This is a genomic window from Amazonocrinis nigriterrae CENA67, assembly GCF_016056305.1.
Lineage (GTDB): Bacteria > Cyanobacteriota > Cyanobacteriia > Cyanobacteriales > Nostocaceae > Amazonocrinis > Amazonocrinis nigriterrae.
The window spans coordinates 54,515-76,165 of sequence record NZ_JAECZC010000004.1; the positions used below are offsets into that span (position 1 = coordinate 54,515).

Here is a 21,651-nt window from a genome sequence, read left to right on the forward strand (position 1 = left end):
CTGACAACTGACAACTGACATTTAACTTCCTATTTTTAAGGCAACATCTACCTGTTTCAGCAGTGTTTCTAGGTTGTAAGTGTTATCTAACACCACATCTGCACGAGAGACTTTTTCTTCAATGGATAACTGGCTGTTGATGCGGGCTTGTGCTTGTTCTGTAGTTAAATTATTGCGCTGTATCAATCTTTGCAATTGCTGTGACTTAGAACAATACACAACCCAGATTTCTGTAACTAAATGAGTCATCTGGGCTTCAAACAGCAGAGGGATAACTAATACCAGTATTTGCGAAGATGATTGACCGATCGCATCAAGAAAGCGATCGCCTACATAAGGATGAATCAAGCTTTCTACCCAGTTACGTTCATCTGGATGCTGAAAAATAACTTCACCTAGCTTTTGACGGTTGAGGCTGCCATCTGGTAGTAGAGTTTGTTCACCATAACGTTGAGCGATCGCGTCAAGAATGGGCGAACCTACACTGACTGCATCCCTAGCATAGATATCTGCATCAAAAACTGGCAAATTGTAAGTATTAGCCAAATAATTGGCAACGGTAGTTTTGCCTGTGGCAATACCACCAGTTAAACCGATAATACGTTTAGTCATTTGTCAGTTGTCAGTTGTCAAGGACTTCTAAATAAAAAGACTAATTACGAATTAATAGAAGTTGCCCATTTGATTAGTGCTTGGGTTAACCCATCTAAAGTATATTCTTCAGCTTCTACATCTACGCGCCCGAATAAAGAATGACAGGTTTTTGAGGTTTGAGGGCCTATAGAAGCAATACAAATTCCTTCTAATTTCTTAGCCACTACAGCAGATTGATTTCCATCAACGTTATTGGCAAGTATACTACTTGCAAGTTGATAGAAAAATTGTACAGTTTTAGAACTGGCAAAAGTAATTACATCTACTGTACGATTTTGTAGAGCTAATTTTGCTGATGACGGAACAGTAGTTGGACAACAAGATTGATATGCTGCAACTTCAATTACTTCTGCACCTTTTGCAGTTAATTCTTTAACTAAAATCTCTCGTCCACCGCTTTCGACTCTGGGAAATAAAACCTTTTTCCCTGGTAGTTCTGCTGATAAATTTTCCACTAAAGAATCAGCGACAAAGTTGGGGGGAGTAAAATCTGGTTGGATTCCATATTGTTTGAGACTTTGGGCTGTTTTCTCACCAACAACAGCAATTTTGACATCAGTCAATGCAGAAGTGTCTTTACCTTGAACCTGCAATCTGTCTAAAAAATAGTCTACGCCATTAGTAGAAGTGAGAATTAACCAGTCAAAGTCAGATAAATTAGCGATCGCATGATCCAAAGCTTCCCAACTCGCAGGCGGGCCAATTTCTAAAGTCGGCATTTCAATGACTGTAGCACCACAAGCAGTCAGGCGATCGCTAAATTGACTCGATTGTCCAACTGAACGTGTCACTAAGATTGTTTTACCTGTGAGGGGGAGGTGGGGAGATGGGGGAGATGAGGGGGATGAGGAGGATGAGGGAGATGGGGAGAAGTTGGTTGACATGGTTATACTGATTTTAAAAATGATTGTGACATATAGAAGGCTGAAAAGCTCATTCAGTAGATGTTTCACAATCTAAAATCCAAAATCCGTCTTGAAAAGCTTTGATCGGAGGAAACCTCCGCTCAAACTTTTCGCAAAATCTCAAAATCCAAAATCTAAAATGGTTTCAGCTTATATTTTCTCAGGTTGTAAGTAATTGGAGAACCTGACAACTTCGCCAATTACAATTACCACCGGGGAAAGAGATAAGCCAGCAGTTTGTTCGAGAATATTGTCTAGTTGACCTGTCCAAACTTGTTGATTTGCGGTTCCAGCCCAGCGGATAATGGCAATGGGTGTTAAACGCGATCGTCCATACCGCAGCAACTGATGTAAAATCTCTGGCAGATTTTGCCCACCCATCAATATTACTAGTGTCTCTAACCTTGACAGCGTCTCCCAATCTAAAGCTTCTACTTCATGGGCGGTAAATACTGCAAAACAACGACTGAGTACGGGATCTGTCAGCGGAATTCCCGCAAGCAAAGGTGCTGCTAGGGCTGAGGAAATTCCTGGTACTACTTCAAATTCACAATTTGATGCTTTCAAAGCTTCAATTTCAGAAGTACAACGCCCAAAAATAAACGGATCGCCTGATTTCAGCCTCACGATTTGTTTACCTTGCTGGCAATATTTCACCAGTAAATTATTAATCTCTACTTGCGGTGTACTCGGTTTACCACCACGTTTGCCTACATCTAACTTCAAACAATCAGGTGGTACACAGTTTAACAATTGCTCATCTACTAAAGCATCGTAAACTAACACTTGAGCTTGACCCAACAAATTATAAGCTTTTACCGTCAGGTATGCTACATCTCCCGGCCCTGCACCTACGAGGTAAACCTTGCCCTTTGCTTCAGTCATCATTTAAATTTATGCGAATGTGTACTTATGCTGCTACGCCCAGCTATCAAAGATTTTAGACTTCAGCCAATAACTATAAATTAGAGCTAAGCATGAAATTAACCAAAATGAAAAACTAACTTGAGTTACTGCGGTGAGGTATAGTTTTATATGTGGGTAATTCCACCCCTAGTTCTTCATATTGCAAGCCCTGAGTTATTTAAAGGCAATTGATATCGTGTCAAAAGATACGCCTTCAAACTTTTTCCAACGCTGGATTTTAGTAAATGCACAAGCCAATCCTCCTCAAGAATGGCGTGACAGTTTTAAATTGATTGTCTCAGCTGCTCTAGCACTGTCTCTATGGATATTTTTAGGTGGAATTGCTGTGTTACATTTTCAGGTTTCTCGTGAATTTTCTCGTAAAATCGCTGACTTACCAGTTCAGGATAATGCCAAAGTCAACCAAATTGAAAAGGCAGCTTTAAGCGTAAATGACACAGCTAAAACACTGTATGCTCTAATCACTCCACTAGCAACAGCAGTGACAGGATATTTTTTTGCTGCTTCAAGTTCTGCAACTTCACTGATTAAGAGTGAGAAAAATACAGAGGATAATACTACGAATAGTACCGCCTCTTTAGAAAAGGAGAATAAGAAGTGACTAAGCTATTCCTGAAGTTTTTAATATCAGTTTGACTTGGCGTTGATTTGCTCTAAAAGTTGAGTAATCTTCTTGGCTTGTTCTGGTTGACGTTGTTTTTGCAATAGTTCTTGAGCTTTTTGGAGATTAATTTTAGCTTCTTCTTTTTGGTTTTCCTGCATTAAAATGTTCGCCAAACGCAAATAAGCATCTGCATTTTTGGGACTACGTTGAATTACTTCACTGAATAATGCCTTTGCTTGTTCAACTTTGCCCTGCTGATTTAAAACATCTCCTAACAACAAGCGAACGACATCATTTGTAGAGTTGATAGAAATAACTTTGCGAAAAGCTGCTTCTGCACCTTGATAGTCTTTTTGTTGATAAAGTTCAATTCCTTTTTGATAATAATCTGAGGTAATTAAGGTTTTCCAACCGAAATAACCAAGCAGGATGATACTGGAAATGACTATAGCGATCGCAACAATATCAGTTGCTGGAAATGTTTCTAGCATTGTGTTAAACCAAAAGACAAGCAATAGGGAACATCAGATATTCGAGAAAAAATAGTTTCCAAATAAATTGGTAAAATTGAGCGATCGCTCTTTTATCTTGCAAATCCACTGCGAAACTCCGCATCCACATCCAACACAGCACCAATAGATGGGTAATTACCAGAAATAGCGAATTCACTGAAGCCAGATGTAATGCACCAATTAAAATCATTGCTAGGTAGCAGATAGTTAACACCCAAAGAGCTAGATTAAACACAGCTTGTGACCCTAATTGGAGCGTGAAAGTAGTGATATTATATAAGCGATCGCCTTCCATATCAGGGATATCTTTAAAAATAGCGATCGCAAAGGTAAATACCAAAATAAATAATGTCAACACCCAAACTGTAAAAGGAATTGCTTGGTTACTTTGTAGTACCCAACTAAAGTGCAAAAATAAACCTAAATTCACAATTGTGCCACGTACTGAAAAAATACATAAAGCTGCCCAAAATGGAAACTGCTTCAAACGAATCGGTGGTAATGAATAAGCGGTACCAATCACCAAACTCAAAGCTACCATACCAAATAAAAAAGGGCCGTTTAAAAATGCTATAACTAGTGCTAAAATACCAGTTATAATCACAATTAATTGCCCTTGCGCTCTCGAAAATTCTCCTGATGCAACTGGTAAATGAGGTTTATTAATTTTGTCAATCTCAACATCTTCCAGTTGATTTAAACCGACAATATAAACGTTGCCACACAGACAGGAAATCCATGTACCCAAAAGTGAACTGAGTTGAATATAAGAAAATTCTGTAGAGCTAAGAGCAATGGCAACTAAATATAAACCCAACACACTCAGACTTGTGCCAATAATAGTGTGAGGGCGGGAGAACTTCCAAAAAGCATAAAGTGATTGAAAGGGTTTGCGTGATAAAGAACTGTTTTGAGAATGACTCATGATTAGCTGAGATGACTATTCCGGCTTGCTGTTAATCATTGTCACAGAATTTGTACCATTCATTAAATCTATACGTCTGAACGTATCTTTTATAACTTTATATAGAACAATATTCTGATCTGGTGATGACATGCGATCGCCCAAACTGGTAAAATTTGAAAGTGATATCTGTTATACTGCGTTATCCTGTGGCTCGGAACCGTTACCAAACTTCTCAAGGAATTCAGGATAATTTTTCAAGTCCTCTAAAGACTGTAATGGTGGCATTTCAATCCAGCTTGCTTCTGTGTATAACTTGTCCACATAAGCATAAAATGCTTCTTGATCTTCTCGATGTGCCAAAACATAGGCATGTAGCTCTTTTCTACTCATTGTCTGAAAGTTAGGCTGACTCATACTACATACCTCCATTTGCCATTGGGATATATTTCTATAATATTTTCTTCACCTGCCAAGAGAAACACATTTCCTGTACGTTCATCTAAGCGTACAAGGTTTATAGGCAAATACATCTTCGTCAGCCAATAACATAAGATAAAGTACTGTGTTCTTTGTTCCAGTGTGGGAATAATCTGCAAGCCTCATTATTGCTCATCGAGTCAAGCATAACATTCTCGCCTAATCTCGGTAAAATTTAAAAGCGATCGCCATTTTTAACACCCCATCATGAGCAACATTCCCCAAGCTGGACAAAAAGCACCTGATTTCTCTACTCCTAACCAAAATGACAACCTAGTCAGTTTGAATGATTTTAGTGGTCAGTGGGTTATCCTTTATTTTTACCCCAAAGATGACACCCCTGGCTGTACTACGGAAGCGAAAGACTTTACCGAGTTGTATTCAGAATTCAGCGCACTAGGAGCGACAATTTTAGGCGTAAGTCCAGATTCGGGTAAATCCCATTGTAAATTTATTGACAAGCATAACTTATCAATCACGCTCTTGAGTGACCCGGAACATGTGTTAACAGAAAGTTACGGTGCTTGGCGACTGAAGAAGTTTATGGGAAAAGAATATATGGGTGTTGTTCGTTCAACTTTTTTGATTTCACCTGATAGAATCATCGCCTATGCTTGGCCTAATGTGAAAGCCAAAGGACATGCTCAAGCTGTTTTAACTAAATTACGAGAATTAATAACTGGATGAGTAGCTAATTGCTGCAATGCTACATCAAATATATTTTCAGCAATAAAAGACATATGACTAGCCAAATTTAACAGGCAATGATTGCTAGCGCTATCATCTAAGTAAGAATGAGACTTTTTGCTAGTTGAAATCAATATGGTTCAGGTCATCCAAGCCCAAAATGTGACTGTTTCTTATTTAAAGGAAAGATTTGCTCTACAAAAATCTGAAGATGAGCATTTTTTTTCAGAGTGGTTTGACTATTTACCTGAAATTTCAGAATTAGAAAAACAATACTTAGACCGAGTTATAACTAACTATCTCAGCGTACTTGAAAACGCTCCTCTTTTGGAAGAAGCTGTAAAATTGGTGGTGCTATCTCCTTTGCTAGATTTGGCTGGTTTTTATCGTCCTCCTTTTCACATTCTTACAGAATAAATTATTGAGATTAGTGAAAATATTATTAATAATAATGGAGACAATCCAGAAATTATTAAAGGTAAAATTGATGTACTGGTTCTGCAAAATCAGTTGCGGTTTTTAGTCATTGAATCTGAGAGATCAAGTTTTTCTATGGCTAAGTAAGGCAATTCCCCAAGCCCTCACTTATATGTTGGCAAATTCTCAACGCGATCGCCCTGCATATTCATTGGTAATAAATGGGGAAGATTTCCAATTTATCAAATTGATAAAACAGGATAATCCAATGTATGCTTTATCTGATAGATTCACTTTATATAGACGTAAGAATGAATTATATAAAGTTTTGAATATATTAAGGAAATTAGGAGAAATCCTGAACTAATTATGTCTATTTGTATAACGTTATTTTCAATAATAGAGTGTTAAAATAACGTGAGTTCGATGAACCTCTCCTAAAAGGTGAGGGAGGAGAAAGCAAAAAATCACAGTTTTACTCCCCTCTCCTTGTAGGAGAGGGGTTGGGGGAGAGGTCAAAACAGCACTTGTCGAACTCACGTTAAAATATTGATAGCGTTATTTTAAATAACCTATGATTCAAGTTATCCAAGCACAAAATATCGGGCTTGCCTATCTGGAAGAAAGATTTGGTCTACAGCAAGCTAAAGATGAGGAGTTTTTTCCAGAATGGTTTGAAAATTTACCAGAAATTCCAGATTTAGAAAAACAAGATTTAGACAAAATAAAAGTTAATTTTCTTCGTTTAGTCAAGCGTCCTCCTTTATCAGAAGAAACGGTAAAATTAGTAGTTGTATCTCCCTTACTGAATTTAGCTGGTTTTTATGATGATCCTTTTTATATTAGAGGAGAGCAATCAATAGAAATTTCGGCTGAAGACGAAGGAGAAATTATTAGAGGTAGAATTGATGTTTTAGTGATTCAAGAACAATTATGGTTGTTGGTCATTGAATCTAAAAGGTCTAGCTTTTCTCTTTTAGAAGCTATTCCTCAAGCACTTGTTTATATGCTGGCTAATCCTAATCCTGATAAACCTGTATTTGGATGTGTGACTAATGGGGAAGATTTTCAATTTATCAAGCTATTAAAGCAGGATAAGCCTGAGTATGCTTTGTCTGATAAATTTACTTTATCTAGGCGAAAAAATGAATTGTATCAGGTTCTAAGTATTTTCAAAAATTTAAGTCAAATATTGAGTTAATTTATGTCTATTCGCCCTATCTACCTAGATTGCCATGCTACCACACCTGTAGATGAACGGGTCGTTGCAGCAATGTTACCTTATTTTACAGAACACTTTGGCAATCCATCTAGTATTAGTCATGTTTATGGTTGGGAAGCAGAAGCTGCTGTTAAACAAACGCGAGAAATATTAGCAGCAGCAATTAATGCTACTCCAGAAGAGATAATTTTTACTAGCGGTGCAACAGAAGCTAATAATTTAGCTATTAAAGGTATTGCCGAAGCTTATTTTCAAAAAGGACAGCATATTATTACTGTTGCAACTGAACATAGCGCAGTTATTGACCCTTGTAAATATTTAAAAAGTCTCGGTTTTGAAATTACTATTCTTCCAGTTCAAAAAGATGGATTAATTGATTTAACCGAATTAGAAAAAGCTTTTCGGCCTGAGACAATTTTGGTGTCGGTGATGGCTGCAAATAACGAAATTGGTGTGTTGCAGCCATTGGCAGAAATTGGGGAAATGTGCCGCGATCGCAATATAATTTTTCACACAGATGCAGCTCAAGCGATCGCGAAAATTCCCCTGGATGTGCAAACAATGAAAATTGACTTAATGTCACTTACAGCACATAAAGTATACGGCCCCAAGGGTATCGGAGCGTTATACGTCCGCAGGCGCAACCCCAGAGTGCAACTTGCTCCCCAGCAACATGGAGGCGGACACGAGCGAGGGATGCGTTCTGGTACATTATATACACCGCAAATTGTCGGCTTTGGCAAAGCTGTAGAAATCGCTTTGGCAGAACAGACAATAGAAAACCAACGCCTCACCGAACTGAGACAAAGTTTGTGGTTACAGCTTTTTCAGTTAGAGGGAATTCACCTCAACGGACATCCAACCCAACGCCTAGCAGGAAATTTGAATATTAGTATTGAAGGCGTTGATGGAGCTGCACTATTGTTAGGATTACAGCCAGTAATGGCGGTATCTTCTGGTTCTGCTTGTTCCTCAGCCAACACATCACCCTCCCACGTCCTCACAGCACTCGGACATTCCCCACAGCTAGCTTATGCTTCAGTGCGGTTTGGCATAGGACGATTTAACACTCAACAGGAGATTGATATTGTAGCGAAACATGCGATCGCAACCATTCAAAGTTTACGCAAGCAGACAACATTGGTGTAGAAGAGATGGGGAGATGGGGAGATGAGGGAGATGGGGAGATGAGGGAGATGGGGAGATGAGGGAGATGAGGGAGATGGGGGGAAGATAAGTAAACCAATTCCCAATTACCAATTCCCCATTCCCAATTACCCATTACCAATTCCCCATTCCCAATTCCCAATTCCCCAATTCAATATGGATCTGAACTAAACCTTCCCCGCTGGACACTGCGGAAATAATAACCTCTATTTGGCAGGTTAGTTAAGTCGAAGGTATCGCCGCGGGGAACTCGCCAAATTTTATAGTCATAATAAGTCAGCGGAGTTCGGGGTTGACATACTTCTGGCGGATGGTCTCCCAGTACAAAATATGCTGCATTTCTCCCCACAACTTTCGCTAAACCATATTTATTGATTACAACGGATGTTTCCTCACTAATAGCTATTCCTAAAACGCTATTAGCAATACCATCCTGAATTTGACGCGCAATGAAAGCCATAATTCGACCCATTCTTTTACGAGTGTCAAAGTGGGTATCAATAATGGTTCCCCGCAAATAATTCCATTGGAAAAAATTGTAAGTAAAGGTAACATTTTGATACGGATCTGACAATGCATCTCTAGTTTCAACACTCTCTTCACAAGCGCAAGAATCATATACGTATTCGCTTTGAATCATTGCACCTGCACTAGTGCCACCAATGGCACCACCTCTGGCGTAAACTGACCTAACAGCAGCCTCCAAATTGGTACTTTTCCAACTGCGAATGTATTGACATTGGTCGCCTCCAGCAAAAAAAATTACCTCAGCATTTCTGACTTTCTCAACAATCTCAGCTTTGTTTGCATCTTGTCGATTGCTAACAATTAGCGTCTCCACAGAATTAACGCCCTTCATGTCAGAAATTACCTGATTGTAATCATGATTACCATAAGTGCGGAGAACTACAACATCAACTTTAGTAGTGCTGTTATGACCTCCCCGAACTTGGTTAATCATCCATTGAATACCTTCTTCAACATCCGGGCCACCCCCACCCAAGCTAATCACAGGCCCAGCTAAGACGGGATAGACAGTCTCAGGTATGGGAGAAGGAAAATCGGCAGTGTCGCCCAGGAAGTAGCGTTTCAAGTCTGCTATAAAATCGCCTATAAAGAAAACTACCATCCTCAACAACTTAGTTCCGACGGCCTTCAAGCGCTTGGCTACATTTGGTAATGCGTTTGTCATACTAAACTTCTGGTGCAAACTGCAATTATTGCTAACTTTCGCACCAGATAAGGTAAAATTTCCAGCGTATAGAGCTTGTACTGTTTTTTAACGCAAAATAACGCAGAGTAATCATTAATTCTCTGCGTTATTTGCTAAAATATCCACATTTTTTGTGGCGTTTAATTTGATAAATTGTTTTTTACTGAAGTTACTGATTACACAATATTAATCACCAGCCAACTTGCGATCGCTCTTGCACCACTCGGTGATAAACTTTATCTGTTTGCTCAGCTAATTTCGGCCAGCTAAAGCGCTGTCCTAAATCCTCATAAGCATTGTCAACCAGCCATTGTCGATAACCGGGATTTTTCAAAACCTCCAAAATTCCCCAAGCGAGGGAATCAGGATTATTCACCCAAGTAACAATACCTGTTTTCGTGTGTTGCACAACTTCTGGGAAACCCCCTGTATTGGAAACGACCACAGGGACGCGAGAAGCAAAGCTTTCTAAAGCAACAATCCCAAAAGGTTCGTAAAGACTGGGAAAAACGGCACAGTCAGCCACAGTTTGGAATTTATCTAAATATTCATCGGAGAGAAAACCAGTAAAATAGCACTTATGCCAAATTCCTAAATCCCAAGCTTGACGCTTGAGATGATCGGTATTTCCACCACCCACAATCACAAATTTAACGTACCCCCCCATTTCCCAAAGTACTTTGGGAGCAGCATTCAGTAATAGAGTTACACCTTTTTCGTAGGTCATGCGACCAACATAGTAAACGATTTTTTCCCCATCCTCAGCAAATTGGCGGCGAAAATCTAGAGCGTGAAAATCTTCGTGGTGCTTTTTCTTTTCAGCACGGATACCGTTATAAATCACATCAATTTTGTCCCCAGGACTGTGCAGCGCTCGTTGTACTTCCTGCCGCATATAATCGCTGCAAACGATAATCCGCCAAGCGTCGTAAGCGAGTAAGTTTTCTTTATTACTGATATAATGTTGGGTATCAGTGTGAATACCGTTATAACGCCCATATTCAGTGGCGTGGATGGTGGCGATTAAAGGTATTTTAAAATTATGCTTGAGAGCGATCGCAGCATCCCCAACTAACCAATCATGAGCATGGATTAAATCAAACGGCCCTTCCTCCTGAATTAACTTACCACCGTGATGTCCCATGCTTTGGTTGAAATTGACTACCCAGTGAAAGAAATCGTTACTATGTCCCACTGGCACCCGATGCACATGTATTCCTTCGACTACCTCATACATCGATGCTTGACCACACTCCACCGTAATCAAGTGGATTTCATGCCCTAGTTTTACTAGTTCCGGGTACAGTTCCGCCACATGACGCGCAATTCCGCCAACTATTCTCGGTGGAAACTCCCAACTCAGTACCAGTACTTTCATATACAAGATTCTCCGCTGTTTTTATAAATATCTAAAAAACTAGATTTATCTCAAAATACAAGGGTGGCGATTACAGTGGGTATGTTTACGAAAACTTTTAGATTTTTTAACAATTTTTTGTTGAAAAAGCTGTTTAAAGGTTATCAAGGCTGAGGAAATCAGCAAAGGCCATATGAAACATCCTCAGAAGATTAACCTAAAAAAGCCACACTATAAAGATGTATGTTACCCCTACCCTCCTTTCTACTAAAGGATGGCAGAGATAACTAACCAATGACAAGAATCACGCAGATTAAACAGATTGCTAATCTTTGAATTTTTTCTGCGACTTACTTAACAGCATCATTAATGTGGCATTTATTTCGTATTTTTTTTTACAAAAAATAATAGAAAATTACGTATTAAGTAGACTTGTAAACTTTAATGCGGACTATGATGTAATTTATGCTATCTAACTTATATAACCCATAGCAGTCCTAAAATAATTTGTGAAATATTTGACTGTTGGCTGTCATTAGTCATTAGTCTTTGTAATTATATAGGCACTTTGACACTGACCATTTTGAACTTTTCCTATCGTGATGGTTCTGGGAAAACTCAACGTCTTAAATAACTCAGCAATCAAATCACCGTTAAAGAGGCTCTTGCACCACCACCAAAAGTAGAAATTGATGTCAAACTAAACCCCACAGAATTGAACTTCAAAGAATGGGGAAAATTAGAAGGACAAGTCACCAATATTGGTCAAATAGCTTTAAGTAGTATTAAAGTTAGAGCCACGGGTGAAGTTGAATATAATGAGGATGTATCTTTAGGTCACTTATTAACAGGTGAAACTGTCAGATTTTCTCTTCAAGTATGTCCTATGGCAAGTGGTACTGACGTACCTATTTCCATAGAAATTAATTATATTGACCAAGTTAAACGAACTTACAATCGTAGTATTTCTACATCTTTGCGAGTTATTAACAAAGAAAAAACTGTATCAACAACCACCTTTCATAATGTTTCATTGCTTTTGAAAGCGTCACGTATCGAAAAAGCACATCAACAAAAGTACGTTAGGAAAGTAACGTACTCTAGTAGGGCGACCGGATTAAAATAGTTGATTATAACTTTCTTGTAGAAGAGGCAATATGCCTTTCTGGGGCGGGCTTCTAGCCCGCCCCAGAAGAGTTATATTTATGCACCAATCTTCATTTTATCTCTGTGTTCTCTGCGCCTCTGTGGTTTATCATTAATGCATTATTTTAATCCAGTCACGCTAGTAGTTCGTGTTGCTACCTTGAAATCAACTAAATAAATACGAAGTGAGGTAGAAAAATTCCTACTCACGACGAGTTAGCTGTAAACAATGCTTGCTGTAAAACTAACTTTGATCTAAACGCAGTACTGCCATAAAAGCTTCTTGAGGAACATCCACAGTACCTACAGATTTCATCCGCTTTTTACCTTTAGCCTGCTTCTGCAAAAGTTTCTTCTTGCGGCTGATGTCGCCGCCGTAGCACTTAGCAAGCACGTCTTTGCGTAAGGCGGGGATGTGTTCACTGGCAATCACTTTACTACCAATAGATGCCTGAATTGGCACCTTAAATTGATGACGGGGAATCAATTCTTTAAGTTTTTCCGCCATTGACCGCCCAACGTTGTAAGCTTTATCGCGGTGGACAATCATCGCCAGAGAATCAACGGGATCGCCGTTAATCATGATATCCAGCTTCACCAGCGGATTTTCGCGGTAGCCAATGAGGTGATATTCCATACTGGCATAACCGCGTGATCGCGATTTCATTTGGTCAAAAAAGTCGGTGACGACTTCCGCCAAAGGAAGCTCATACGTCAGTGTGGTACGTCCTTGGGTAAGATATTTCATATCTTTGAACACACCACGCCGATTCTGTGACAACTCCATCAATGTGCCGACGTATGTTTCCGGCGTAATCATTTCTACCTGGACGTAGGGTTCTTCGATTCTTTCGCGATCGTTAGGTGCGGGTAGATGGCTAGGATTATCGATATACAGTTCTTCACCCTTGGTAGTTATGACTTTATAAACCACTGAAGGGGCTGTAATAATCAAATCCAGGTCGTACTCTCGTTCTAAGCGTTCCTGAACAATTTCCATGTGCAGCAAGCCTAAGAACCCACAGCGGAAGCCGAACCCCATAGCGCTAGAAGTCTCCGGTTCGTATTGCAGCGCCGCGTCGTTGAGTCTTAACTTTTCTAAAGCTTCCCGCAAGTCTTCAAATTGGTCGGCATCAATGGGGAACATACCGCAAAATACCATTGGGTTGGCTTCTGCGTAACCGGGTAAAGGTTCAGCTGCTTTGGCGTTGGCGAGAGTAATGGTATCCCCCACCCGTGCGTCAGCCACAGCTTTAATTGCTGCTGCTAAATAACCCACTTCCCCGGCGTGGAGTTCTTCTACTTGCTTTTGGGTGGGAGAAAGAACGCCTAACTCGTCGATTTCATATTCCTTCCCTGATGCCATTAAATAGACGCGATCGCCTTTTTTCAATGTGCCATCCATCACCCGAAAATAGACAATCACTCCCCGGTAGCTGTCGTAGTAGCTATCAAAAATTAACGCCCGTAAGCGTTCATTTATGGTGTTTTTGGGCGGTGGTACGCGCTCCACAACAGCTTCTAAAATCTCATCAATACCGATTCCCTCTTTAGCAGAAGCCAGAATTGCACCACTGCAATCTAAACCGATAATTTCTTCAATTTCGCCGATTACTCGGTCTGGTTCAGCCCCAGGCAAATCGATTTTATTTAAAACTGGAATAATTTCCAGATTATGCTCAAGAGCTAAATATACATTCGCCAAAGTTTGCGCCTCGACACCTTGAGACGCATCTACTACTAATAATGCTCCTTCGCAAGCGACCAGACTACGCGATACTTCGTAAGAAAAGTCCACATGCCCAGGCGTATCAATTAGGTTCAATACATACTGCTGACCATCTTTGGCTTGATAATTCATCCGGGCAGCTTGCAGCTTAATTGTAATGCCGCGCTCCCGTTCCAAATCCATGTTGTCGAGAAACTGTTCCTTCATCTGCCGCTCGTCAACAGTGCCAGTGGCTTGCAGTAAGCGATCGGCCAAGGTTGATTTCCCATGATCGATGTGAGCAATAATACAAAAATTGCGAATGCGAACTGCGGGAACGTCAGTCATATACTATCTTTGCTGAAGCAGCAACCAAGGTTAAAAGAGCAAATTACTTAATGTATTTTAATGCTTTATTAGCCAAGATGCTGCTATTAGGGAATTGGGAATTGGGAATTGGGCATGGGGAATGGGGCATGGGGCATTGGGAAATAGGGGATGAAGGGCATGAGGGAGAAATAACTCTTAACTCCTAACTCCTAACTCCTAACTTCTGCCTCCTGCCTCCTGCCTTTTAATAAAAATATAAAGTCTATTTTTACCTGATGGTATTGCTCAAGCAGGAGCGTACAATAAATATATATGTAAGTACATAGTTAAACATCGTGGGTAGTTACACCCCGTAATTGCCCATAACTACTGATTTACTGACAAAACTTCCAAAAGCTATTGAAAGAGTGAGTTCTATGAAAATTAAAAATTAAAACCTGACTCTGTTATTTTGGTCGGATTTCGGGGAACTATGTAACTGTGACCTTTAAAACTTGTCAGTAAACAAACCCGAACCATGAATAGAACTACTTTACAAAGCTTTTGACAAAGCAACCTCTGAGTATATAAACCTATGAATATGAAAGAGAAAGCTACCAATGCGGATCAAAGACGAACCGAAAAGGTAGAAATCGCTGTCCGCCTAGATTCGGAGTTAGTGGAGCAAATTCAACATTTGACCAATGACCCCAGCAAAGTGATTGAGGTAGCGATCCGTCAATGGTTACGAGGTGATGTTCCCAGAGATGACGAACTGACACGCACCCCCCACCGTACACCTATTCCACCTAGGGGTGAATGGAATGATTGACAGCAATAAATAAGCTGTAAAAAAAAAATAAAATAAATGTAAAGTTTGTCTATCTGGATTCTAAATCAGCCAAAATACCCAATGTAGGTCTGCCAAAGCTGTAACATTTTATGCCAAAATTTGAGCAGCTTTAGAAAAACTGTTTTGAGTTGCTATCTATCTATCCAACTCGATTAATGACTATTACTGCCAATTCTCAATTGCCAAACTTATTTCCCCAAAATCTGGAATATATCAACAAGACCGATAGTTCATTACCAACTCTAGGAGCCGAGCTGGTATACACCCAAGATGGGGCAGGGCGCTATCTGACCTTTTATTGGCAGCAAAGCGAACTGTTAGGGTTAAATCCTGAGGAAATAGTCAATCAAGGGGATGAAAATCAAATTTTTGCCCCTGTAGATCAACTTGCCTACTTGGAACAATTGCGCCGAATTCTAACCAATTTAGTGCCAGAAAAGTTTCAGTGTTGGTTTAGCTACCACAAAGAATTATTCGAGTTGGAGTTGGTGATTTGCCCGATCATGCCGCAATTGGGAACTGCGGCTACTACAGTTTTAGTTATGGGGCGGCTATTGCAAGCAAAAGTCAACAAACAACAAGTGAATGTGGCATCAAAACCACCTACACAGATAGAGCTGGCTTTGCGTTCACAGCAACATCATAAACTGGTAAATCTGATTACCAGAAATATTCGGCGGACATTAGATTTAGATATTATTTGGCAACAAACAGTAGACAGTTTGGGGAAAGCGCTGCGGCTAGAACGTTGTATTATTTGTCCCTACCAGCCTTCTAGCTCAAGAGTGCGGGTGATAGCAGAGTATCATCAGCCAGAACGCAGTTCAATGCTTGGCTTAGAAATAGATATAGCTTCTGAGCCAGCCTTTGCTCAGGCATTAGCAACGCTAGAACCAGTTGTGATGGAGGTGTCAGAATATACTCTATCTCAGCGGCAGAAAGTTTTAGTAGTAGCAACATGCTATCAAGACCAAGCAAATGGATTAATTGCCATCAGTTTGCGGGATGAATGCTGCCCGTTGACAGATACAGAACGTGAGCTAGCAAAAGAAGTCGCAGATCAGTTGGGAACTGCGATCGCTCATGCTACTTTATACAAAGAATTAGAAGCAGCACGTCAAAAAGCCGAAGAAGCCTCACGCTTAAAGAGCGAATTTTTGGCTAATGTATCCCATGAAATTCGCACGCCTCTTAACGGCATGATCGGATTTTTGAAGCTGATATTAGAGGGTATGGCAGATGACCCAGAAGAACAAAATCAATTTTTGCAGGAAGCTCACCAGTTATCAATACACCTGCTGAACATCATCAACGATATCTTAGACATAGCCAAAATCGAAGCAGGTAAAATGGAGCTAACTTGCGCTCCAGTCAAGCTAGATGAGCTATTTGGTGATGTAGAAAATTTTATGCGTCCCCAAGCAGAGATGAAAAACCTCAGCTTCCGGATGCAATTGCCTCACACCTGCGATGAAATCATTGTCCAAGGCAATTACCAAAGGCTGCTACAAGTGATGCTCAACTTGGTGAACAATGCCATCAAATTTACCCAAGAAGGCGGCATCACCATCAGCGCTGATTTAGTACTGAAAAAAGCGAAATTCCAAGACCAGCAATTTCCAGGGATGGTGAGAGTTAGAGTAGCAGACACTGGTATCGGCGTTTCCTTAGACAAACAAGATAAACTCTTTCAATTATTCTCTCAGGTAGATGGCTCTCGCACTCGGCAATACGGCGGTACAGGTTTAGGACTGGCAATATCCCAGAAGCTAGTAGAAGCAATGGGTGGTGAAGTGCATTTTTACAGTCTCGGTGAAGGACTTGGTTCAACAGTCACATTCACAGTACCTTTGTATCAACAACCAGTAATGCTTTTATCTTTTGACAGCGACTCATCAAGCAGTGGTGAGTGGTGAGGTGCAAAGTTAGAAGTTATGAGTTATGAGTTATGAGTGATGAGTTATTTCTCCGTCATCCCCTCATCCCCTCATCCCCCTATCTCCCCACCTCCCCATCTCCCCTGCTGGGTAGACTAAACTATTCATGAGTCATCAACACATGACCTCACGCTCGTAAACTTGGCACAGAACACAATCTAGCAGCAATTAGATCTAGGATTGAGTTAACAAGCTATTGAATATAAAGTTTTTTCAGTCGCAAGAGGTCTCAAACAATGGAACTGACACTTGAAAACGTCGAAACAGTCTTAGATGAAATGCGCCCTTATCTCATGTCTGATGGCGGCAATGTGGAAGTTGTAGAACTTGATGGGCCTATAGTCAAACTACGGTTGCAAGGTGCCTGTGGTTCTTGCCCTAGTTCCACTATGACCCTGAGAATGGGCATTGAACGCCGCCTGAAGGAAATGATTCCTGAAATTGGAGAAGTTGAGCAAGTAATCTAAAACTTAGGAGTTAGGAGTTTATGAGTTAACTTATAACTCATAACTCATAACTCATCGCTCCTCACTATAACTATGTCCCATCCACTCTACGTCGCCTTCATCTGGCATCAACATCAGCCGCTGTACAAATCTCCTGACAGCGGCGTTTCGCTTTCTTCTAGCCAGCATTACCGCCTGCCTTGGGTGCGATTGCATGGCACTAAGGATTATTTGGATTTAATATTAATTCTGGAACGGTATCCCAAGTTACACCAAACGGTGAATTTGGTACCGTCCTTGATATTGCAAATAGAAGATTATATTGCTGGTACTGCTTTTGACCCTTATCTTACAGCTAGTTTGACACCCGTTGAACAATTAACTCAACAACAACGGGAATTTATTATCCAACACTTTTTTGATGCTAATCACCACACCTTGATTGATCCTCATCCCCGCTATGCCGAGTTGTATCAGCAAAGGCAGGAAAAAGGGCAATCTTGGTGTTTAGCAAATTGGCAATTGTCAGATTACAGTGATTTACTGGCTTGGCACAATCTGGCGTGGATCGACCCTCTATTTTGGGATGACCCAGAAATTGGTGCTTGGATAAAACAGGGTCGAAATTTTACTTTAAGCGATCGCCAGCGGATTTATTCTAAACAGCGCCAAATCCTCAGCCGCATCATCCCCCAACACCGCAAAATGCAAGCAGCAGGGCAGTTGGAAGTTACAACCACTCCCTATACCCACCCGATTTTGCCTTTGCTAGCTGATACTAACTCTGGTCGGGTAGCTGTGCCGAATATGACGTTACCTAAGTACCGATTCCAGTGGGCAGAAGACATTCCCCGCCACTTGCGGAAAGCTTGGGATTTATATATAGACCGCTTTGGGCAAGAGCCGCGGGGAATGTGGCCTTCAGAACAGTCAGTCAGCCCTGAGATATTACCGTATATTATTAAACAAGGATTTAAATGGATTTGCTCAGATGAAGCCGTCTTGGGGTGGACGCTAAAACACTTCTTCCACCGGGATGGGGCGGGAAACGTCCAAGAGCCAGAATTACTATATCGACCGTACCGCCTGGAAACACCAGCGGGTGATTTGGCAATTGTATTTCGTGACCACAGATTATCTGATTTGATTGGCTTTACCTATGGGTCAATGCCGCCAAAACAGGCAGCAGCAGACTTAGTAGGACACCTGCAAGCGATCGCGAAAATGCAAAGAGAACGCCAAAGTGAACAACCTTGGTTAGTTACCATCGCTTTAGATGGCGAGAATTGCTGGGAATTTTATCCCCAAGACGGCAAACCTTTCCTAGAAGCTTTGTATCAAAGCTTAAGCAACGAACCCCACCTAGAACTCGTCACCGTCTCCGAATTTCTTGAAAAATTTCCAGCCACAGCCACCATCCCCGGAGGACAACTGCACAGCGGGTCTTGGGTGGATGGTAGCTTCACTACCTGGATTGGCGACCCTGCCAAAAATCGTGCTTGGGACTACCTGACACAAGCTAGGATCACCCTGGCAAATCATCCTGAAGCCACGGAAGAAAACAACCCAGCTGCTTGGGAAGCTTTATACGCCGCAGAAGGTTCCGACTGGTTCTGGTGGTTTGGTGAAGGTCATTCCTCAAATCAAGATGCCATCTTTGATCAGTTATTTCGGGAACATCTGTTTGGCATTTACAAAGCTTTAAATGAACCTATACCATCCTATCTCAGGCAAGAAGTGGAGGTTCACGAAGCACGAGCCGACCATACACCCCAAGGATTTATTCATCCTGTGATTGATGGTAAAGGTGATGAGCAAGATTGGGACAAAGCCGGACGCCTAGAAATTGGCGGGGCGCGGGGGACGATGCACAACAGCAGTGTCATCCAGCGACTTTGGTATGGGGTAGACCACCTCAATTTCTATTTGCGAGTGGATTTTAAAAGCGGCGTTGCGCCAGGAAAAGATTTGCCCCCAGAGTTAAATTTGCTGTGGTTTTATCCCAATAAAACAATGCACAACAGCCCAGTTCCACTAGCAGATGTGCCCGATACAGCGCCAGTTAATTATTTATTCCACCATCATCTGGAGATTAATTTGCTGACACAATCGTTGCAATTTCGAGAAGCTGGCGACAGTTATCAATGGCATTCACGTTTTAGCCGCGCTCAAGTAGCTTTAAACAGTTGTTTGGAAATAGCGGTGCCGTGGGCAGATTTGCAAGTTCCACCAGATTATCCCCTACGTTTAATTTTGATTCTCTCTGATGAAGGGCGTTTTCGCAACTATTTGCCGGAAAACACTTTGATTCCCATAGAAGTACCTTAGATAACTGATGACTGATGAACGCCAGTCGCCTCAAGTCGGGAAACCATGCGCGGCAGTTGCTCATGGGGGACTCGGGGCCCCCACGACCGAAAGGGAGTGGGGATTGGGGGAGAACCCCCAAGACCGCACTGCCGACGCTCGTTCGCGTAGCGTCTCCGACAGGAGAAGACTCGCTAACGCTGCGCTAACGCTAACACCACGGCGCTGGCTCCTGATGACTGATGACAGATAACAGTTATCAGTCATCAGTCAACACATCTTTGAATGCAACTTGGTATTACGCAAAACTACGCGCTCTGTAGGGGCAATTTATAAATGTTTTCTAAGTAAAAATACGTTTATAGCAGGTGTTCATGTAAAATTTGATGTAATTAGTTTCAGACTTTATACTTCGTCCTTGAGCTTTTCTTTGCAAAGGTCAGGATTTGGCAAAATGCAGTAATCCTACTGGCGTTGGAGAATATTTATTGTTAAATTGAGGACAATATATAGTGCTGCGCTTGACTGATGAATGGCTTTCCTAAAAAAATCACTAATTTACGCGAGTACAATTTAGAACACAATCAACTGGCACAAATGTGTGGTTCCAAGCAGCTATTTCGCGATCGCTATCAAATATTGCGAATTTTAGGCAGAGGTGGTTTTGGCATCACTTTTTTAGCGAGAAATGCTGTATTACCCGGAAATCCCCTGTGTGTCATTAAACAGCTTTCTCCCAAGGTGACTAATCCCAAAACTTGGCCAAGTATATGCCAGCGTTTTGAGAAAGAAGCAAAAACTTTGGCTCAACTCGGTAGCCATTCCCAAATTCCCCTGCTGCTAGACTACTTTCAAGGCAATGGAGAATTTTATTTAGTTCAAGAATACATCAAGGGTAATACTTTATCCCAAGAAGTCAGGCAAAACGGCCCCAAGAGTGAAGCTGCTGTTAAACAGTTTTTGCAGGAATTACTGCCAATTTTGCAGTATATTCATCAAAATCATGTGATTCATCGGGATATTAAACCCCAAAATCTATTGCGGTGTCAAGATGACGGACGGTTAGTGCTGATAGATTTTGGTGCAGTGAAAGAGAAATTAGCTGACGCTTGTGAAAACTCACTGAGTAAACCTACAACTACCAACTTTGTAGGAACAATCGGCTTTGCACCTCCAGAACAGATTTCTCTACGTCCAGTTTATGCCAGTGATATTTATGCTGTGGGGGTGACTTGTCTTTATCTGCTGACTGGTAAAGCACCTTCAGAATTTGCACATGATCATTACACCGGTGAAATATGTTGGCACAAACAGGTAGATGTCAGCGATAGTTTTGCTCGAATTTTGGCAAAAATGCTGAAAATCTCTTTAAAAGAACGCTTTCATACCGTTGAGGATGTGATTAAAGCTTTGGGTACTCCAAACTATTCACCATCTTTGAGTAACTGTTTAGCTACCCAACCACTGACGAGTAATTCTCTTTCCAAAGCAGAAACTCCTCAGACATATATGCCACCCTTAGCAAGAACAGCGATCGCTATTCGCGCACGCAAAGCCAAACTCCAAGACAATAAGTAGCACATCATCAACTGCCTACACTAGCACCAATGAAAACCTTTGTGCCTTGGTGTCTTTTGTGAGGCAGCCCCCGTCTTGGTTCGGCAGTTGCTCCACTTGGGGAAACCCCAAGTGGAGCAACTGCCGAACCCGTAAGGGCGCCCTGCGTCGTTAGCGCAGCTAAGCTGTGTCTTCTCCCAAAGGGAGACGCCAAAGGCGAACGAGCGTCTGGGGGACTGCCGAACCCGTTCGCTCGAAGAGCGTTCCCGAAGGGTAGGGTGGTTCAATATTTTTTACCACTAAGACACAAAGACACAAAGTAAGTATTTTAAGTCACTA

General features: G+C 41.3%; 20 protein-coding genes and 1 pseudogene. 12 read left to right on the plus strand and 9 right to left on the minus strand.

Annotated elements, in window-relative coordinates; translation table 11 throughout:
* Positions 1-21: 21 nt before the first annotated feature.
* Both coaE and cobA read right to left on the minus strand, forming a co-directional pair.
* On the minus strand, positions 22-612 hold the full coding sequence (gene coaE, locus I8748_RS03995; protein ID WP_198123375.1) for a dephospho-CoA kinase: 591 nt from the start codon (positions 610-612) through the stop codon (positions 22-24).
* A 62-nt stretch (positions 613-674) separates the two neighbouring features.
* A pseudogene (cobA, locus tag I8748_RS36225) lies at positions 675-2,444 on the minus strand (uroporphyrinogen-III C-methyltransferase); the annotation flags it as partial.
* Positions 2,445-2,661: 217 nt separating this feature from the next.
* On the opposite strand from cobA, the gene I8748_RS04010 reads away from it, so the two are divergent.
* Entirely contained in the window at positions 2,662-3,087 is a 426-nt protein-coding gene (locus I8748_RS04010; RefSeq protein ID WP_198123377.1) for a hypothetical protein, read from the plus strand.
* Between the two features lie 26 nt (positions 3,088-3,113).
* On the opposite strand, the gene I8748_RS04015 is transcribed toward I8748_RS04010, so the two are convergent.
* The 4 genes from I8748_RS04015 to I8748_RS36230 all read right to left on the minus strand — a co-directional run bounded on the left by I8748_RS04015 (position 3,114) and on the right by I8748_RS36230 (position 5,105).
* Positions 3,114-3,581, minus strand: a complete 468-nt coding sequence (locus I8748_RS04015) for a tetratricopeptide repeat protein (RefSeq protein ID WP_198123378.1) — start codon at positions 3,579-3,581, stop codon at positions 3,114-3,116.
* 4 nt (positions 3,582-3,585) lie between these two features.
* Entirely contained in the window at positions 3,586-4,527 is a 942-nt protein-coding gene (locus I8748_RS04020; RefSeq protein ID WP_198123379.1) for a homogentisate phytyltransferase, read from the minus strand.
* Positions 4,528-4,698: 171 nt separating this feature from the next.
* Positions 4,699-4,923 (minus strand): DUF6887 family protein, encoded by a 225-nt coding sequence (locus I8748_RS04025; protein ID WP_198123380.1) that lies wholly within the window; start codon positions 4,921-4,923, stop codon positions 4,699-4,701.
* Positions 4,920-5,105: a DUF6888 family protein gene (locus I8748_RS36230; protein ID WP_225896302.1), complete on the minus strand. Its 186-nt coding sequence runs from the start codon at positions 5,103-5,105 to the stop codon at positions 4,920-4,922. Before I8748_RS36230 ends, I8748_RS04025 begins: the two co-directional genes overlap by 4 nt.
* Before the next feature lie 88 nt (positions 5,106-5,193).
* Between I8748_RS36230 and bcp the strand changes: the two genes are divergently transcribed.
* The 4 genes from bcp (at position 5,194) to I8748_RS04045 (ending at position 8,461) form a co-directional block, all read left to right on the plus strand.
* On the plus strand, positions 5,194-5,673 hold the full coding sequence (gene bcp / locus I8748_RS04030; protein ID WP_198123381.1) for a thioredoxin-dependent thiol peroxidase: 480 nt from the start codon (positions 5,194-5,196) through the stop codon (positions 5,671-5,673).
* A 117-nt stretch (positions 5,674-5,790) separates the two neighbouring features.
* On the plus strand, positions 5,791-6,090 hold the full coding sequence (locus I8748_RS35985; RefSeq protein ID WP_318781189.1) for a hypothetical protein: 300 nt from the start codon (positions 5,791-5,793) through the stop codon (positions 6,088-6,090).
* A gap of 574 nt (positions 6,091-6,664) precedes the next feature.
* On the plus strand, positions 6,665-7,291 hold the full coding sequence (locus tag I8748_RS04040) for a type I restriction endonuclease (protein WP_198123382.1): 627 nt from the start codon (positions 6,665-6,667) through the stop codon (positions 7,289-7,291).
* Between the two features lie 3 nt (positions 7,292-7,294).
* The gene (locus I8748_RS04045; RefSeq protein ID WP_198123383.1) at positions 7,295-8,461 is read left to right on the plus strand and encodes a cysteine desulfurase family protein; all 1,167 of its coding nucleotides are present in this window, start codon (positions 7,295-7,297) and stop codon (positions 8,459-8,461) included.
* Between the two features lie 169 nt (positions 8,462-8,630).
* On the opposite strand, the gene I8748_RS04050 is transcribed toward I8748_RS04045, so the two are convergent.
* Positions 8,631-9,671 (minus strand): cyanophycinase, encoded by a 1,041-nt coding sequence (locus tag I8748_RS04050; RefSeq protein ID WP_198123384.1) that lies wholly within the window; start codon positions 9,669-9,671, stop codon positions 8,631-8,633.
* A gap of 211 nt (positions 9,672-9,882) precedes the next feature.
* Positions 9,883-11,070, minus strand: a complete 1,188-nt coding sequence (locus I8748_RS04055; RefSeq protein ID WP_198123385.1) for a glycosyltransferase family 4 protein — start codon at positions 11,068-11,070, stop codon at positions 9,883-9,885.
* Between the two features lie 694 nt (positions 11,071-11,764).
* On the opposite strand from I8748_RS04055, the gene I8748_RS04060 reads away from it, so the two are divergent.
* A complete protein-coding gene (locus I8748_RS04060; RefSeq protein ID WP_198123386.1) occupies positions 11,765-12,175 on the plus strand; it encodes a hypothetical protein in 411 nt (136 codons plus the stop codon).
* 264 nt (positions 12,176-12,439) lie between these two features.
* On the opposite strand, the gene lepA is transcribed toward I8748_RS04060, so the two are convergent.
* Complete coding sequence (lepA, locus tag I8748_RS04065; RefSeq protein ID WP_198123387.1) at positions 12,440-14,251, minus strand: translation elongation factor 4; 1,812 nt, start codon at positions 14,249-14,251, stop codon at positions 12,440-12,442.
* A gap of 50 nt (positions 14,252-14,301) precedes the next feature.
* On the opposite strand from lepA, the gene I8748_RS04070 reads away from it, so the two are divergent.
* From I8748_RS04070 to I8748_RS04095, 6 genes are all read left to right on the plus strand, one after another.
* Complete coding sequence (locus I8748_RS04070) at positions 14,302-14,439, plus strand: hypothetical protein (protein WP_198123468.1); 138 nt, start codon at positions 14,302-14,304, stop codon at positions 14,437-14,439.
* 368 nt (positions 14,440-14,807) lie between these two features.
* Positions 14,808-15,044 carry a hypothetical protein gene (locus I8748_RS04075; RefSeq protein WP_198123388.1) on the plus strand — a complete coding sequence of 79 codons (237 nt, stop codon included), beginning with the start codon at positions 14,808-14,810 and terminating at the stop codon, positions 15,042-15,044.
* 176 nt (positions 15,045-15,220) lie between these two features.
* Positions 15,221-16,981 carry a sensor histidine kinase gene (locus I8748_RS04080; RefSeq protein ID WP_198123389.1) on the plus strand — a complete coding sequence of 587 codons (1,761 nt, stop codon included), beginning with the start codon at positions 15,221-15,223 and terminating at the stop codon, positions 16,979-16,981.
* A 257-nt stretch (positions 16,982-17,238) separates the two neighbouring features.
* Positions 17,239-17,469, plus strand: coding sequence for a NifU family protein (locus I8748_RS04085; RefSeq protein WP_198123390.1), 231 nt, complete (start codon positions 17,239-17,241; stop codon positions 17,467-17,469).
* A 72-nt stretch (positions 17,470-17,541) separates the two neighbouring features.
* Positions 17,542-19,776, plus strand: coding sequence for a glycoside hydrolase (locus tag I8748_RS04090; RefSeq protein WP_198123391.1), 2,235 nt, complete (start codon positions 17,542-17,544; stop codon positions 19,774-19,776).
* A gap of 507 nt (positions 19,777-20,283) precedes the next feature.
* Positions 20,284-21,333 (plus strand): serine/threonine-protein kinase, encoded by a 1,050-nt coding sequence (locus tag I8748_RS04095; protein ID WP_198123392.1) that lies wholly within the window; start codon positions 20,284-20,286, stop codon positions 21,331-21,333.
* The last annotated feature ends 318 nt before the right edge of the window (positions 21,334-21,651 follow it).

Excerpts from the sequence above, each read along its gene's own strand:
- coaE (WP_198123375.1), bottom strand. The coding sequence starts at position 612 with ATGACTAAACGTATTATCGGTTTAACTGGTGGTATTGCCACAGGCAAA.
- I8748_RS04015 (WP_198123378.1), bottom strand. The coding sequence starts at position 3,581 with ATGCTAGAAACATTTCCAGCAACTGATATTGTTGCGATCGCTATAGTC.
- I8748_RS04020 (WP_198123379.1), bottom strand. The coding sequence starts at position 4,527 with ATGAGTCATTCTCAAAACAGTTCTTTATCACGCAAACCCTTTCAATCA.
- I8748_RS04025 (WP_198123380.1), bottom strand. The coding sequence starts at position 4,923 with ATGAGTCAGCCTAACTTTCAGACAATGAGTAGAAAAGAGCTACATGCC.
- bcp (WP_198123381.1), top strand. The coding sequence starts at position 5,194 with ATGAGCAACATTCCCCAAGCTGGACAAAAAGCACCTGATTTCTCTACT.
- I8748_RS04040 (WP_198123382.1), top strand. The coding sequence starts at position 6,665 with ATGATTCAAGTTATCCAAGCACAAAATATCGGGCTTGCCTATCTGGAA.
- I8748_RS04045 (WP_198123383.1), top strand. The coding sequence starts at position 7,295 with ATGTCTATTCGCCCTATCTACCTAGATTGCCATGCTACCACACCTGTA.
- I8748_RS04050 (WP_198123384.1), bottom strand. The coding sequence starts at position 9,671 with ATGACAAACGCATTACCAAATGTAGCCAAGCGCTTGAAGGCCGTCGGA.
- I8748_RS04055 (WP_198123385.1), bottom strand. The coding sequence starts at position 11,070 with ATGAAAGTACTGGTACTGAGTTGGGAGTTTCCACCGAGAATAGTTGGC.
- lepA (WP_198123387.1), bottom strand. The coding sequence starts at position 14,251 with ATGACTGACGTTCCCGCAGTTCGCATTCGCAATTTTTGTATTATTGCT.
- I8748_RS04070 (WP_198123468.1), top strand. The coding sequence starts at position 14,302 with ATGTATTTTAATGCTTTATTAGCCAAGATGCTGCTATTAGGGAATTGG.
- I8748_RS04075 (WP_198123388.1), top strand. The coding sequence starts at position 14,808 with ATGAATATGAAAGAGAAAGCTACCAATGCGGATCAAAGACGAACCGAA.
- I8748_RS04080 (WP_198123389.1), top strand. The coding sequence starts at position 15,221 with ATGACTATTACTGCCAATTCTCAATTGCCAAACTTATTTCCCCAAAAT.
- I8748_RS04085 (WP_198123390.1), top strand. The coding sequence starts at position 17,239 with ATGGAACTGACACTTGAAAACGTCGAAACAGTCTTAGATGAAATGCGC.
- I8748_RS04090 (WP_198123391.1), top strand. The coding sequence starts at position 17,542 with ATGTCCCATCCACTCTACGTCGCCTTCATCTGGCATCAACATCAGCCG.
- I8748_RS04095 (WP_198123392.1), top strand. The coding sequence starts at position 20,284 with ATGAATGGCTTTCCTAAAAAAATCACTAATTTACGCGAGTACAATTTA.